Here is a 14,360-nt window from a genome sequence, read left to right on the forward strand (position 1 = left end):
GACGAGAGGCGGGATTCGACGAGAGGCGGGATTCGACGAGAGGCGGGGGCGCGTCGTTGCGGGGCCGGCCGATGCGGTCGATGACTTCGAATGTATCGGGTGCCGTGTTGCGGCCGGCAACACCGTTGGTTCGTTCGTGTTAACTGCCGTGCGGCTCCGCCGCCCGTGCGCGTTTCTGGTAGCCAGCGCTACCGGAATCACGCACGGGCGAGGTAGGACTGGGCGCGGGTCAGCGCCCAGACCTCGGCCATCTTCTGCTGCATGTCGAACAGGTTCGAGTGGTGGATGGCCGGATCCCGGTCGCCCACGGCGTCTTCCACGACGATGGGGATGTACCCGTGCTGCATCGCGTCGAGGGTCGTCGCGCGCACGCAGCCGCTCGTGGACAGGCCGGCGATGAGGACAGTGTCCACCCCGAGCGACGTCAGGTACGAATTCAGCGACGTCCCGAAGAACGCGCTCGCGTACTTCTTCGTCACGAGCAGCTCGGCACACGTCGGCTCGAGGCCGTCGATGAGCTCCCCGTACGGGCTGCCCTCGCAGAACGCGACGAGCGTGCCCGACTTCTTGAAGAACACCCCGGCGTCGGCGCCGTCGGCGCGCAGCCGCACCTCGGTGATCACGACGGGGATGCCGGCGGCGCGGGCGTCGGCGAGCAGCGTGCGCATCGCCGCGACGTTCCCCTCCACCCCGGCGTAAAGCGGGCAGTCCGGGTCGATGTAGGCGCGGGCCGGGTCGACGACGATCAGGGCCGGGCGGGTGCCGGGCTGAAGCTCCTGCCCGAAGCCGGCGCGGGCGTAGTCGGCCGCCTGGGCGGTGCGGTCGGCGAGCGTCATGCGATGTCCTTCAGGGTCGTGACGGGTTCGAGGGGACGCACGGCGGCGGGTGCGGCGACGTTCCGGGGCGGGAAAGCCAGGCACACGGCGACGCCCGCGGCGGCGACGACGGTGAGCGCGAGACCCACCGCGCGGACGTTGTCGACGAACCGCGCCAGCTCGGCGCTGCCGAGCGTGCCGAGGGTGCCGCCGTACGCGGCCTGCCGCGCGGTGGCGCTGAGCCCGACGGTCGCGACGGCCAGCGCCAGCGCGGTGCTGAGCAGGTAGCCGACGTTCTGCAGCGTCGAGCGCAGCCCGTTGGCGATCCCGCGACGTTCCGCGGGCGCGGTGAGCATCAGCGCGCTGGTGCTCGGGGTCATGAACAGGCCGGTGCCGCAACCGAGGACGAACAGGAACGGCGCCGTCGCCCCGAGCGAGCCGCCGTCCGGCGAGAGCATCAGGGTGACGCCGAGCAGCCCGACGGCGTTGAGCGCCATGCCCGTTGCGGTCAGCGCGCGCGGGGTGAAGCGCAGCATGAGCGAGCCCGCGGCGGCGGCCGCGACGACGGTGCCCACCGCGACGGGCATCACCAGCAACCCGGCCGCGACGGCCGAGATCCCGCCCACTGCCTGCCCGTACAGCGACACGAGCAGCGTCACCGCGTAGGTGGCGACGGCGTTGACGAGCACCGCCACGAGGACGAGCGCGATGCCGCGGTTGCGGAACAGCGTCAGGTCCACCAGCGGATGGGCGCGACGGATCTGCACCGCCGCGAACACCGCGCCGAGCACCAGGCTCGCGGCGCCGCACGCCCACGGCAACCACGGCGACGACGTCACCCCCGGTGTCAACGCCAGCACGACGGCGGTCAGCAGCGCGGTCGACAGCACCGCTCCCGCCAGGTCGAACGGCTCACGCTCGATGCGACGGCGGGTGCCGCGCGGGATCACCAGCAGCGACGACGCGATCGCCAGCACCCCCACCGGCAGCACGACGACGAACAGCCCGCGCCAGCCGAACGCGGCCGTCGCCGCACCGCCGATCACCGGCCCGACGACCTGCGCGACGGCCGCGACGGTCGCGTTCCAGCCGAGGGCCCGGCCCAGGCTGTGCGGCGGGAAGGTGTCGGTGAGCAGCGCCGTGTTGTTGGTGACGACGGCCGCCGCCCCGACGCCCTGCAGCACCCGCGCCGCGATCAGCCACCCGGCGGTCGGCGCGAGCATGCACAGCCCGGTCGCGACCGTGAACACCGCCAGCCCCGCCAGATACAACGGGCGACGGCCGACGATGTCGGCGAGCCGGCCGAACACGAGGATCAGCGCAGTGGTGACGAGCATGTAGCCCAACAGGATCCACGTCGACTGCGCCGCCGAGGCACCCAGCTCGCGGGTGACGGTGGGCAGCGCGACGGTGAGGCCGCTGATGCTGAGGAACACCGCGACCACGCCGACACTGGTGGCCGCGAACACCCGCCACGGATGCGGATGATGCCGTGCGGCAACGCTATCCATCGGCGCGACGCTCGTGGACGCCGGTGACGGCCTGCAGCACCTGCGCCAGGCGCAGGCACGTGTCGTCGGCCCACGGCCGGCCCACGATCTGCACGCCGACGGGCAGCCCGCCGACGAAACCGGCCGGCGCCATCACCGCAGGCAGGCCGAGGTAGTCGAACAGACCGGTGTTGCGGCCGACGATCGACTGCATCGGGTGGCGCACGCCGTCGATCTCGACGGTGACGTCCGACAGCCGCGCGGCCGTCGCCCCGATGCCCGGGGTGACGAACGCGTCGATCCCGGCGGTGTCGAACGCCTGCACCGTCGCGTGCTGGGCGCCGGCGCGGCGGCGCAGCGAACGCAGGTAGTCCACCGCCGAAGGCACCAGCCCGCGCGCGATGCGCACCTGGGTGCCGATGTCGTACCGCGCGAACCGCTCCAGCGCGCCCTCCTGGTTGGCGGCGAGCTCGCAGGTGAGCACGATGGTGACGTCGTCGTGCAGGCGGTGGGCGTCGGGGATGTCGACGGGCACCACCTCGACGTCCAGGCCCCGCAGCGCGGCGATCGCCGCCTCCCACGCGGCCAGCACGCCCGCGTCGCACAGCTCGGTGAACCACGTGGTGGGGACGCCGAGCCGCACGCCCGCCAGCGACGGCGCGCCGGGAGTGCCGGGGTCCGCGAGGCCGGCCTGCACCTGCCGCGCCACCGCGTCCGGGGCCGCGGCGGGGTCGAGGCCGTCGGGTCCGGCGAGGATGTCGAGGACGACGCGCAGGTCGGCGGCGGAGCGCGCCATCGGCCCGATGTGGTCGAGGGTCCACGACAGCGACGCGACGCCCGTGCGCGGGACGAGCCCGTAGGTGGGCTTGATGCCGGTGAGGTTGCACAGGGCGCTGGGCACGCGGATCGAGCCGCCGGTGTCGGTGCCGAGGGCGAGCGGGACGAGGCGCGCGGCGAGGGCGCCGGCCGAGCCGGTCGACGAGCCGCCGGTCCAGCGGCTGCGGTCCCACGGGTTGGTGACGGCGCCGTGGCGGGCGTTGTGCGGAGCCCCGCAGGCGAATTCGGTGGTCGCGGTGATCAGGACGGGGATGGCGCCGGCGGCCCGCAGCCGGGCGACGGCCGTGGCGTCGGTGCCGGCGACGCGGTCGCCGGTGGTGTGCGAGCCCGCGGTGACCGGGGCGCCGGCGACGTCGACGATGTCCTTGACGCCGAAGAAGACGCCCTCGAGCGGGCGGGCGGTGCCGCCCAGCCAGCGGCGGTCGGAGTCGGCGGCGGCCTCGTCGGCGCCGTCGACGACGGCGAGAATCGCCCCGCCGACGAGCGCCGGGTCGGCCCAGCGGGCGCGCAGCGCGGCGAGCACCGCGGTGGGCGTGGTGGTGTCGGCGGCGTAGGCGGCGAGCAGGTCGAGCACGCCGAGGTCGTGCAGCGCCGCGCCGGTGCGCGCGCGGTGCGCCGGGGCCGGGAGGGGCGGGGCCGGGACGGGGCTCGCGGCGAGCAGCGCGACGGAGTGGGCGGGCTCGGCGGCCGGCGCGTCGGGTGCGGGCGGCAGCGGCGCGAGCCGGGAGGTCTCGAGCAGGGGTGCCATGTCGGCGCGGGCCTGCGGCAGCAGGTCGTCGACGGAGGTGGCCGCGGCGGCGGTGAGGTCGGGATAGTCGGTGGTGGTCACCCGCTCACCTCCAGCGGCAGGGCACTCGGCCGGGGCAGCGGCTCGGGCCGGACGGTGCCGGCGGTGAGGTCGGCGAGCAGGCGCAGCACGTCGGGGCGACGGTCGCGGGCCAGCGGGAAGGCCGCGCGCACGGCCGGGACGGCGTCGAGGTCGAGGGTGAAGCGCAGCGTCTCCCCCGCCCGGTGCGCGGGTGCCTGCGCGACGACCTCGCCGTTCGGGGCGATGACGCACGAGAGGCCGAAGTAGTCGACGGTCACGCCGTTCAGGGTCTCCGGCCCGGCACGGTTGGCGGCGACGATCCACATCTGCGATTCGAGGGCACGGGTCTGCAACTCGGCGAGGAACAAGTCTTCGCGGGTGCCGAGGGACGAGACGATCGCGAGCATCACCTCGGCGCCGAGCGCGCGGGCGACGGCCCAATACTCGGGGAAGGTGCGGTCGTAGCAGATCACGCAGCCGAAGCGGGTGCCGAACAGGTCGGCGGTGGCGGGGGCCTGGCCGGGCGCGAAGTGGTACTTCTCGTCGATGTCGACGTCGCCGACCGTGCTCGCGGGCAGCGAGAGCTTGCGGTAGGCGGGCACTGCGCCGCCGTCGGGGGTGCGCCAGGTGACGACCTCACCGGCCGGGTCGACGAGGACGACGGAGTTGTGGGTGGCGTCGTGGGTGGTGCGCTCGTACATGCCGAAGGCGACGGCGCAGCCGAGTTCGCGGGCGAGGTCGCCGAACAGCGTGGTGGCCTCGCCGGGGACGGTCTGCGCCCAGGGGGTGCGGTCCACGTCGTGGCTGGTGCAGAAGTAGGGGGTGGTGATCAGTTCGGGCAGCACCACCAGGTCGGGGACGGCGCCGGTCGAGTCGGGTGCGGCGGCGGTGCGGACGAGGGCGGCGAGGCGGGCCAGGTTGCCGAGGAGGTCCTCGGTGAGTTCGCCGGCCTGGACGATCGCGACGTCGAGGGTGCGCGGATGCAAGAGGGAACCTCCGGGTGTGGGGTGGCGGGTGGGGGCGCGGATCGGTCACGCGCCCCCACCCGCCGCTCGGGGTCAGGCGGCTTCGGCCTGAACGGTGGTGCGGCTCTTCATCAACGGCTGGATGCGGGTGCCGAAGTTCTCGATGCCCGCGACGAAGTCGTCGAAGGTGAGCATGATGCCCTTGATGCCCTCGATCTCGGCCACCTCGTCGAGCATCTTCGCGACGGTCTCGTACGAGCCGACGAGGGTGCCCATGTTGAAGTTCACCGCGCCCTCGGGCAGGGAGATGGTCTTGGCGGTCGAGGCGTCGTCGGCGGTGGCGTCGGCGGCGGACTGGCCGGCCATGTAGCCGAGGGCGGCGAGGTCGGCGTTGTCGTGGTAGTCCTGCCACTTCGCCTGTGCCGCTTCGTCGGTCTCGTCGGCGATGATCATGAACAGGGTCAGGGCGCCGACGTCGCGGCCCGTCTTGTTCGCCGCCTCGACGAGGGTGGCGGTGGCGTCGGAGATCGCGGTGGGCGTGTTGATGCCCGTGCCCATGATGAAGTTGTAATCGGCCATCTCGGAGGCGAACTTCATGCCGCTCTTGGACTGCCCGGCCGCGACGATCGGCACGGCGCCGCCGGTGGGGCTCGGCGAGAGGACGCACTCGTCCATCGTGTAGTGCTCGCCCTTGAAGTTGCTGACGCCGTCGGCCCACAGCTGCCGCATGACGGTCACGTACTCGGTGGCCTGCTGGTAGCGGTAGCCGAAGTACTCCTCGCCCGGCCACAGGCCCATCTGCGTGTATTCGTTCGGCGCCCAACCGGTCACGATGTTGACGCCGAAGCGGCCGGGGGCGATCGAGTCGATGGTCGACGCCATGCGGGCGACCATGGCCGGCGGGAGGGTGAGGATGGGGGTGGAGGCGAACAGCTTGATCTTCTCGGTGACGGCGGCGAGGCCGGCCATGAGGGTGAACGACTCGAGGTTGTGGTCCCAGAACTCGGTCTCGCCGCCGAAGCCCTTGAGCTTGATCATCGACAGGGCGAAGTCGAGGCCGTGCTTCTCGGCCTTCTGCACGATCGTCTTGTTGAGTTCGAACGATGGCATGTACTGCGGGGCGCTCTTGGAGATGAGCCAGCCGTTGTTGCCGATGGGGATGAAGACGCCGATTTCCATGTCGCTCCTGAAGCTGCGGGGATTCGATGAAGCGGTGGGGCAACACTGCCCTGCTCGCTATGACTTCGAATGTATGCAGGAGTTATTGCCGGATCGGAGCCCGTGGGTGACGGACTTGTTGCCCCGGTTAACGATCTTTGACGGACTGCGCACGTCCCAGGTGGCCGACGGGGGCCGCACTCCCCCGCTGCACCCATTCCACGGCGAAGTTCCGGTGCACCGGCGCGCCCGCCGCGCCGTCGATCCGCGCGAGCAGCAGTTCGGCGGCGGCCGAGGCCATGTCCTCGAGGGGCTGGCGCACCGTCGTCAGGTCGAACATCGACCAGCCCGACGCGTCGAGGTCGTTGTAGCCGACGATCGACACGTCGTCGGGCACGAGCAGGCCCAGGCGCTTGGTGGCGTCGAGGGTGCCGAAGGCCATGTAGTCCGTCGCGCAGAATACGGCCGTCGGCCGGTCCGGCCGGCTCAGCAGTTCCATGCCGCCCTCGAAACCGGTCCTCGCGTCCACCGCGCCGCGGTGGACGAGCGTCCCGTCCAGCGAGACGCCGTGCCTGTCGAGCCCCTCCCGGAAGCCGGTCTCACGCAGCTTCACGCTCGGGTTCTCCAACGGGCCCGAGATCAGCCCGATGCGCCGGTGCCCCATCTCGATCAGGTGGTCGGCGACGAGCCGGCCCCCGCCGACGTTGTCCGAGGTCACCCGGTCCACCCGGCCGGCCTGGCTGCCGTCGACGTCGCGGTTGAGGATCACCAGCGGGATCTTCCAGTCGATCATCTCCGACACGATCGGCGAGTCCAGCCGCGCCGAGATGAACACGACCCCGTCCACCAGCCCGCCGCGCAGTGCCAGGATGTCCTTCTCCAACGACCCCTCGGTCCGGTCGCTCATCAGCAGCACCCGGTAGTCGTGCTGCGCGAACCGGTCCTGCAGCGTATTCACGAGCGTCGGATACGACGGGTTCCGCAGGTCACCGCTGACCACCGCGATCGACGATGATCGCCGCGTGATCAGGCTCCGGGCCGTGATGTGCGGGACGTAGCCCATCTCCTTCGCCAGGGCCTGGATGCGCTCGCGGGTCTCCTCGATGACGCGCGGGTCGCCGCGCAGGGCGCGGGACACCGTCGACTGCGACACGCCCGCGGCGCGTGCGACGTCGTAGCTGGTAACCGACTTGTTGCCCACGAGCGGATTCTAGGTGCGCATCGCCCCTCCCGGCGCTCAGGCTCGCACCCGCCGTCGACGGCTTGGACCGGTTCCAGCAGGTTGAAACCGATGCAAGGTGTCCGCTTCAGGTGTCAGGTTGCTCATGACAACGACCGTGCAGTCCCGAGAGCCCGGCGCTATTCGTAGTCTCGCTCGAACCTCGGCACGATGAACTGCCGCGCGAGCGCCGCCAGTTGCTCGTCGTCGATGTCGACCACGTCGCCGAGGACCATCGAGATCCGGACCATCATTTCGGCCGTCAGGTCGATGTTCAGTCCGTTCGGGATGTTGCCGGGGCGCTGCTCGCTGCGGAGCTGGCGGGCGACGAACTGCCGGACGGTTGTGAGCATCCGCCCGTCCTCACCGACGAACGAACCGGCCAGCAGGTCGGTTCGCTCTGGAGGCGGCTGCCGATCAGTGGGTTGATCCGGATCGTTCGTAGCAAGCTCACGAATCCCAGTACGACGCGGTCGGCGACTGTGGGCGCCGACTGGATCTCGACCAGGAACCGGTCGAACTACCGGCGAAATTCGCGCATCACGACCTGGTCGACCAGTGCGTCCTAGGTGGCGAATCACCGGTCGAGCGTGATGCGGGACAGCCCCCGCCGCGCGACCTGCTCCATCGACGAGCGCTGGATGCCCACCCAGCATCTTGCTTCATTATTTCTCACATTGACGGCACGTACGGGGAGAGGCATAGTCGACTGGAGCAGGCGCAACACCACAACCAAAATCTCCTACCACGCCCGATTCTGCTCAGACGCCACGGACGGAAAGCCACTGCCTTTCAGGTGAATGTCGGCAAGTCCAGTGACTACAACCTCGTCAAGCCGCCCGAGGACACCTGACACGGCCAGTGAATGTTGAACGTCACGTTCAACATTTGGGTCGATGACGTCTCCCACCCCTACGGGAAGCGCAGGTGGTGTCACACTGTCGTGCGGGCAGACCTGCAGGAGGGCGACTAAGAGCGTGTCTCTTATGGATTAGATCGTGTGTGCGGCATGATGCATGTCGTGGTTGATGCGTTGTCTTCCCGGTTGGTGCCGGATGCGTTGTGGGAGATCGTCGAACCGATGCTGCCTGGGTTTCGGGCGCGGCCTCAGGGCGGTGGGCGTGCGGCGCTGGACGATCGGGCGGTGTTCACCGCGATCGTCTATGTGCTCACCAGTGGCTGCGCGTGGCGGCACCTGCCGCCGTCGTTCGGGGTCAGTGTCCCGACCGCGCACCGCCGCTTCGCGACCTGGGTCAAGGCCGGGGTGTTCGACGAGTTGCACCGCCAGGTTCTCGACCGGCTCGGGGCCGGCGGGGACCTGGACTGGTCCGCCGCGATCCTGGACGCCGCGCACGTCCGGGCCAAAAGGGGGGATCTTTGACCGGTCCCAGTCCGGTCGATCGCGGGAAGAACGGATCGAAAATCCACGTCCTCTCCGATGCCGAGGGCATTCCGCTCGTGACCGCGGTGACCTCGGCGAACACCCACGACAGCGTGATGCTGCAACCGATGGTGACCGCGATCCCGGCGGTGCGGTCGCGCCGTGGTCCGCGGCGCCGGCGACCCGGCCGATTGCGGGCGGACAAGGGCTACGACGCCGCCGTCCACCGTCGGTGGCTGCGTGAGCGGGGCATCGTCCCGCGCATCGCTCGCCGTGGCGTCGACAGCAGCGAGCGTCTCGGCCGGTACCGGTGGAAGATCGAACGCACTCTGGCGTGGCTGACCGGCTACCGCCGGCTGACGATGCGCTACGAATGTCACGGCGAGCACTTCGCTGGCTTTCTCCAACTCGCTGCCGCGCTGACGTGCTGGAAGAAGCTCGCCAAATGAGACATCCTCTAAATTCGTCTCACGGGATCGAACCCGCCGGCAGGGGCATGGCAGCCCTCCTCACCGAGGTGGGTGGAAGTCGATGGCGTGGTAGCCGAGCGCGTTATGGGGCGCCATGGCCTGGTGGGCGTCACCTCATTACGGCGCGGCCTTTGAGACTATCCCGGCGCCCCGCATCCCCGATGCTGCCGATCCGACGCCCCCAGCAGCGGAGGCTCTTCGCAATTCATAAAATCGCACAAGAACTAAATAGACTGCACTGCAACATTTTCCATTCACTTCAGCGAGAGCCGATAACCGATATATGTCAACTAAAGCCCTGCATATTGCATCCGATGACCGATCCAGTCGCCCGATCCGATGCGTTACGGGCAGCGGCACTCCTCGGCGAAAAGTGGAGAGCAGAACACGGGTGGTGCGTCCCTCGGGGTGAGGTTGAGCAACAATCACTCCACATCTACGAGAGCGAGGGCCGGAAACATGAGCGTGCGTCGGTTCGTCGAGTGGGCGGGCTTTTCCCTACTCCTTCTGGCCGCCTATCTTCACTTCCTTCGGCCGATAACAGTAGGCGTCCTCGACTGCGGCACCGTCGAAGAGCCGAGGCACTATGCGCTCGAAGGTTTCGGCGTGCTGGCCGAGAACGCGTGCAGCCACGCTCAGGACAATGCCATGCTCTGGGTGGTGATCACGATGGTCGTGGCTTTCTTCACCCTCGCTGGCGCCCGGCTGATTCGGCCGAATCAACGACCGTCCAGTACGACTGCAGCCGCCACCACTGATCGCATGTCTGCACCCGTCCCACCCGGCATTCCTGCATTACCTCGTGAGAGACAGTCTGCGCCGTTGACGGATGGACCCTATAAGCCGTTCATGCTGCGTGGCTGGTACCCCGACCCCTGGGACACGCAGCGCATTCGGTACTGGGATGGCACCAGCTGGTCGTCCGGTACAGCTCCCCGGCCTCCCGGAAATTAGGCTGTGATTGTGATTCACGGCGCCGGCGCCTCTTTGCGGCTGACACTGCCAGAGACCGCCGTGAACTGATGTCTCCCACGTCGTGTCGCCACCGCATCCATACCTTCCTGCCGGAATCCTTGGGCATTCCGAACGGAGGGACGCGATGGAGGTCTGGGGAACCGGATCGCGGCGCCGACATCTGCTCGCGCCAGTCGCCGGCCGGCCGCGGCCGACTCGGCGCGGCCCTGAGCCTTGCGGGCCTTCTGCCGTTCCCTAGTCGCGGCCTTGACGATGTCACGGCGTTCGCAGGCCTCGAGCACCGCTTGGCTTCGACGCTGTCCTGGCTGTGCAAGCGGTCGACAACGCGCTCGAGCCACTGCGTGGGCGGCACCCGTCAAGCGGTCGGGCCTGATCAGTAGGCGCCGCCGTGGACACCGCTCGCAGACGCGCCCCCTTGCAGGTCACGCCCCCGCCCCCGCTCTATCCTCAAGGCCGTGACCAGCGACGACACCCCCACCGGCGGTCAGGACCCCCACGACGTCGACAACCGGCTTCTCGGCGACCTCCGCGACCGCCTCGCCGGCGCCGTCGCCCGCGCCGCCGAGCACGGCAACCCCACCCTCGGCACCGTCGAGGTCACCATCCACGAACTCGCCGAACTGCTCGACCGCATCGACAGCCACGAATGCCAACTCATGGCCCGCGAGTTCTCAGCCAGCCGGCAGGCCCACCACATGCGCCGCAAGAACGCGATGCTGCTGTCGATCGAACTCGCCCTCGTCGGCCAGTCCGGGCCGCTCGTCGAGATCCTCGACGGCATCCTCCGCGGCGGAGGCGTTGACCAGGACGGGAACGTCGAACAGTAGGCACAGCCCGCCCCCGATGTAGGAATCACCGGGGCAGTGCTGTATCCGTCGCGGCACGGGTGCGAGTCCCAGACACCCGGGAGGAGACCACGCCGTTACGGACGGGGCAGAAACAGGGGGCGAGCGGCGCCGGCCTCGCCGAAGCCATGGGCGTGCGGCGCTATCCCTCGTCAGCGGCGGCCGAAATCTCTCGACCGTGACGGCGTGGAGTCGGCTGAATTGGCGCAGGCCTTCGCGCACTCCCTCGTCGAGGCCCGCAAGTAGACCACCACCGTGCGGCAGCCGGGCGCGGACCTGCCGGGGCCGGCAACCTGGGATCGGCACGGTGACCACGGCATCGGCCGGATCGAACGGTGCGCCGTCGGCGCTGACGATCCGCCGCCGATGCTCGAGGTGGCGGCAGACGAGCGCCGAACACCTCGACCACCACCGGCCCCTAGCGCCTCGCATAGTTCCAGGACCCGATGCGGCACTGCCGGTCCGGCCGGCCACCCGAGGAGCGAAGTGCATGCTCGATGTGAACTGAACACACGGCACGCATCTTCCCAGTCTCGACGGAAGGTGCCGTTCCGCCTGAGGCACGCATCACCGAATGACCTCTTCCCGCGGTGGGATGGCCGCCCGGAGACCCACTGGAGCAGGACGGTATCGAGGACCCGGGCGAGGTCCTCGACGCGAACGGTGATCCAGCACAAAGGCGGTCGCAACACCGACGGTGCCGTACCGGACGGCACACCGCATCCTCACAGGCGGACGTGCATGCGGTCGAACGAAACGGCCCGCGGACCGCCGTCTTGAGCCGTGCCCCTCGGCGGATGCGGCCGAGCCCTGCTACACGATCAGGACAGGGCAGAGCCGGATTCCGCCGAGCCGGTCGCCACGCCCGCCAGCCACAATGCAATGCACTCCGGCGTAAAGCGCTCCCACTTGCACCAGTTGGGTTCGAGCACGGGCGCGGCGGTGTCCGCAGCGGCGGTACCTACCGACCCGACTCCGAGTGCGGCGGTCACGGCGGTCACGGCGGTCACGACGAACTTGCGCAGCATCAGATGCCTTTCCTCGAGACGTACGTTTTGTCCGGTCTGCTACATCGGGGGTGGGACGGTTTCGTTACCGACCGTCGGCAGTCCCGCCCCCGGGTGTGGGTGAAAGGTCCGGGCGACGGCACGCACGCGATCCGGCGTGGTCATCTGAGAAGGCGGATCGACGACGACCCAGCGAGTGCACCACAAGCCACCCCGCCGCACAGTGACCGCTCCGACCAGCTGGCTGCGATGGTCGGCAGCGACAGGCTGGCGCACATTCCCGGTGGTACGCCGGGTGACGACGACAACGAGCGTCAGCGTTCTCCATGGACAGCGAATCACCGGCCGGACCGGGCACCTACCTTGTAGGTCGGCCGGGGGCGACTGGAGGCAAGTCCCCCGGTTGATCACGCCGCACGACCACACTGTCGGCACCGACATGGGAAGGGAAATCCCGGGTGTGTCAGTGGCCTACGACACACTCACGGTGCTTGAATGTAGAAGTTCTCTCCAGTAGCCGAGATCGGTGGCCGACGTGGGCCGCCATCCCGACAGTCCAGGAAGGACTACCGATGGCGCGTCGAGGGCGAACAGTTCCGCAGCGTGATCCGGCCACCTCCCTAAAGTTCACCACGAAGGTCGCCTCACCGGGGGTGAGCAGCGCCGACACCGTCAGCTACCGGTACGTCGTTAAACGCGCCGCCAGTGGGCGCTGGGAGTTGCGCATCTATCCGATGGACACCGACAGCGGAGCACGGGTGCCCGAACTGTTCGCCTCCCACAGCACCACCTGCGACAGCCGGGCCGAATGCATCGCCATCGCGCAGGCATTCCACAACCTCGGTGACAGCTACAACGAGTTCGGACACGGCTACCACAGCCGATTCGACCACGCTCTCGCCGATGCCGCCACCGGCTCGCCTGCACGAATCTGCCCGCCGCTTACCGGATCTGCCACGACCGTCACACCGCGCACCCCCGCAGCAGCGCCGGCGGCGACCACCGCGCCCGGACCAGCGGTCCCTGCGAACGCTGCAGCAACCGGGCCACGACGCGATAAGGGAAACTCGGCGTCGCCTTCGAGCAGCCGCCCCGCCGCCCCCGTAGCGCGGATCTCGGGGCAGGCTCGAACCCGCCAGGCACCGCAGCAACCCGGCGGTCCTGTGCGCTCCGGTGACGGTGCGACCACCTCCCGACGGCGCGCTGCCGCGCACCTTCTCACCCGGCGGGTGTTCGTCGAGACCGGTGCCGGCCGCGTCCACACCCTCCCCAATTGCCGTTCGTCGAAACCGATCCACCACTGGTGCACCGCCGAGGAAGCCCACTACAGCCGGTTGACCTTCTGCCGGGCATGCGGGAAAGACATGGCGCGCATGGTGCGGGCAGTCCTGGGCTCGATACCCGACCACGAACGGCGGAGGCTACCGCTGCCTCCGCTGCATGGCTTCGGCGAGACGACGAAGCGGAAGCGGACCAAAAGCCGACGGAACTCACGCAACACGACGCAGGCCACCGACCGGGACGTCCAGCCCGGGCGGTGGACGACCCGCACCCCCTACGGGAGTCCGGCGCGCCCCGACGATCCGCGCTTTTCGCATCGTTCCCGCCTGGAATGGGGCACGGCGTCCTACGGCCAGGACCCGGAGGAGTTTCTCGGCAGCCCCACCGACGACGACAACGACTGGCGGGGCGGGAGCGCACTCTACGAGTAGTTCCGCCGCAGCAGGTAACGGCGCCGGTGGCCGAGCACGAACCTTGCAGCGGAGCGGGACCGACTGCTGCCCTGGGAGCAGGCCGCTGCGCGGACACGTATCGGCTCGTCTGGGCGTCCATCCGCGAGCCGGGTAGCGGCACGTCCCACCGACGGCGATCCGACTCCTCCGGTGCTCCATCTGTGATATACCAGCGCAGACTCGGCAACCACCGGTTGTTCGGTGCTGCTAGAACTCCTGAGGATAGATTCTGATCCTCGACGGGGGTTCCTCGCAGTCGAGGGTAGTGCTGCAGGACTCGAACCCTGCGAAACTGTCTTCGTTCAGAACCGCGGCGGGGGCCGTGCTCACGAGTTGCCCTCGACGGTTGTATACCGATACGACGATCTGCAGGCTGCGGATAGACGGCGCTACCACATCGAAGTTGACTTGCACACCACGGCGGTAGTCGTCCTTCACGAAAACCGCGTACAAGGCTTCAAGTGTGATGCCACAGCGATCTTCCAGGGCCTTCATACGCTCGATCCGATCGGTAACGTCGAGGGTAAGTTCGTCGGTCATGCGCACCTCGTCGGTCGGGCTGGCATGGAAAGAAGAAGATCCGGTCCGCCTCACGACTGGATCTGGTCGTGTACGAGAAGAGTACTCGCCGCAATGGGGTACGGCGGCGGATCTGGG

Annotated in this window: 13 protein-coding genes; 4 read left to right on the forward strand and 9 right to left on the reverse strand. The window is 69.2% G+C overall.

What is annotated here, in order from left to right:
• Positions 1-197: 197 nt before the first annotated feature.
• From JYA75_RS22220 to JYA75_RS22250, 7 genes are all read right to left on the reverse strand, one after another.
• Positions 198-836 carry an isochorismatase family protein gene (locus JYA75_RS22220; RefSeq protein WP_203329343.1) on the reverse strand — a complete coding sequence of 213 codons (639 nt, stop codon included), beginning with the start codon at positions 834-836 and terminating at the stop codon, positions 198-200.
• Positions 833-2,326 (reverse strand): MFS transporter, encoded by a 1,494-nt coding sequence (locus JYA75_RS22225; protein WP_203329344.1) that lies wholly within the window; start codon positions 2,324-2,326, stop codon positions 833-835. Before JYA75_RS22225 ends, JYA75_RS22220 begins: the two co-directional genes overlap by 4 nt.
• Positions 2,319-3,971: an amidase gene (locus JYA75_RS22230; RefSeq protein WP_203329345.1), complete on the reverse strand. Its 1,653-nt coding sequence runs from the start codon at positions 3,969-3,971 to the stop codon at positions 2,319-2,321. The genes JYA75_RS22225 and JYA75_RS22230 overlap by 8 nt, the downstream gene beginning before the upstream one ends.
• On the reverse strand, positions 3,968-4,936 hold the full coding sequence (locus JYA75_RS22235) for a carbon-nitrogen hydrolase family protein (RefSeq protein ID WP_203329346.1): 969 nt from the start codon (positions 4,934-4,936) through the stop codon (positions 3,968-3,970). The genes JYA75_RS22230 and JYA75_RS22235 overlap by 4 nt, the downstream gene beginning before the upstream one ends.
• 72 nt (positions 4,937-5,008) lie before the next feature.
• The gene (gene rutA / locus JYA75_RS22240) at positions 5,009-6,094 is read right to left on the reverse strand and encodes a pyrimidine utilization protein A (RefSeq protein ID WP_203329347.1); all 1,086 of its coding nucleotides are present in this window, start codon (positions 6,092-6,094) and stop codon (positions 5,009-5,011) included.
• Between the two features lie 127 nt (positions 6,095-6,221).
• Complete coding sequence (locus JYA75_RS22245; RefSeq protein ID WP_203329348.1) at positions 6,222-7,274, reverse strand: LacI family DNA-binding transcriptional regulator; 1,053 nt, start codon at positions 7,272-7,274, stop codon at positions 6,222-6,224.
• A gap of 158 nt (positions 7,275-7,432) precedes the next feature.
• The gene (locus JYA75_RS22250) at positions 7,433-7,645 is read right to left on the reverse strand and encodes a hypothetical protein (RefSeq protein ID WP_203329349.1); all 213 of its coding nucleotides are present in this window, start codon (positions 7,643-7,645) and stop codon (positions 7,433-7,435) included.
• A gap of 659 nt (positions 7,646-8,304) precedes the next feature.
• Here JYA75_RS22250 and JYA75_RS22255 point away from each other — a divergent pair.
• The 3 genes from JYA75_RS22255 (at position 8,305) to JYA75_RS22265 (ending at position 10,945) form a co-directional block, all read left to right on the forward strand.
• Positions 8,305-9,122, forward strand: a protein-coding gene (locus JYA75_RS22255; RefSeq protein ID WP_239010595.1) for an IS5 family transposase whose coding sequence is annotated in 2 segments (ribosomal slippage) — positions 8,305-8,661 and positions 8,664-9,122 — 816 coding nt in all. Because the reading frame shifts where the segments join, the coding sequence is not laid out codon by codon here.
• 480 nt (positions 9,123-9,602) lie between these two features.
• Positions 9,603-10,097: a DUF2510 domain-containing protein gene (locus JYA75_RS22260; protein WP_203329350.1), complete on the forward strand. Its 495-nt coding sequence runs from the start codon at positions 9,603-9,605 to the stop codon at positions 10,095-10,097.
• A gap of 476 nt (positions 10,098-10,573) precedes the next feature.
• Positions 10,574-10,945, forward strand: a complete 372-nt coding sequence (locus tag JYA75_RS22265; protein ID WP_203330232.1) for a hypothetical protein — start codon at positions 10,574-10,576, stop codon at positions 10,943-10,945.
• Positions 10,946-11,784: 839 nt separating this feature from the next.
• Here the strand turns inward: JYA75_RS22265 and JYA75_RS22270 are convergent.
• Positions 11,785-11,991 (reverse strand): hypothetical protein, encoded by a 207-nt coding sequence (locus tag JYA75_RS22270; protein WP_203329351.1) that lies wholly within the window; start codon positions 11,989-11,991, stop codon positions 11,785-11,787.
• Positions 11,992-12,542: 551 nt separating this feature from the next.
• Here JYA75_RS22270 and JYA75_RS22275 point away from each other — a divergent pair.
• Positions 12,543-13,682, forward strand: a complete 1,140-nt coding sequence (locus JYA75_RS22275; protein ID WP_203329352.1) for a hypothetical protein — start codon at positions 12,543-12,545, stop codon at positions 13,680-13,682.
• Positions 13,683-13,910: 228 nt separating this feature from the next.
• Here JYA75_RS22275 and JYA75_RS22280 read toward each other — a convergent pair whose 3' ends face one another.
• Positions 13,911-14,243 (reverse strand): hypothetical protein, encoded by a 333-nt coding sequence (locus JYA75_RS22280; protein ID WP_203329353.1) that lies wholly within the window; start codon positions 14,241-14,243, stop codon positions 13,911-13,913.
• Positions 14,244-14,360: the final 117 nt, after the last annotated feature.

The organism is Rhodococcus sp. PSBB066 (genome assembly GCF_017068255.1).
GTDB classification, from domain to species: Bacteria; Actinomycetota; Actinomycetes; order Mycobacteriales; family Mycobacteriaceae; genus Rhodococcus; species Rhodococcus aetherivorans.

Bases quoted from the DNA above. Each gene is read 5' to 3' on its own strand.
- JYA75_RS22220 (WP_203329343.1), bottom strand. From the start codon at position 836: ATGACGCTCGCCGACCGCACCGCCCAGGCGGCCGACTACGCCCGCGCC.
- JYA75_RS22225 (WP_203329344.1), bottom strand. From the start codon at position 2,326: ATGGATAGCGTTGCCGCACGGCATCATCCGCATCCGTGGCGGGTGTTC.
- rutA (WP_203329347.1), bottom strand. From the start codon at position 6,094: ATGGAAATCGGCGTCTTCATCCCCATCGGCAACAACGGCTGGCTCATC.
- JYA75_RS22250 (WP_203329349.1), bottom strand. From the start codon at position 7,645: ATGCTCACAACCGTCCGGCAGTTCGTCGCCCGCCAGCTCCGCAGCGAG.
- JYA75_RS22260 (WP_203329350.1), top strand. From the start codon at position 9,603: ATGAGCGTGCGTCGGTTCGTCGAGTGGGCGGGCTTTTCCCTACTCCTT.
- JYA75_RS22270 (WP_203329351.1), bottom strand. From the start codon at position 11,991: ATGCTGCGCAAGTTCGTCGTGACCGCCGTGACCGCCGTGACCGCCGCA.
- JYA75_RS22275 (WP_203329352.1), top strand. From the start codon at position 12,543: ATGGCGCGTCGAGGGCGAACAGTTCCGCAGCGTGATCCGGCCACCTCC.
- JYA75_RS22280 (WP_203329353.1), bottom strand. From the start codon at position 14,243: ATGACCGACGAACTTACCCTCGACGTTACCGATCGGATCGAGCGTATG.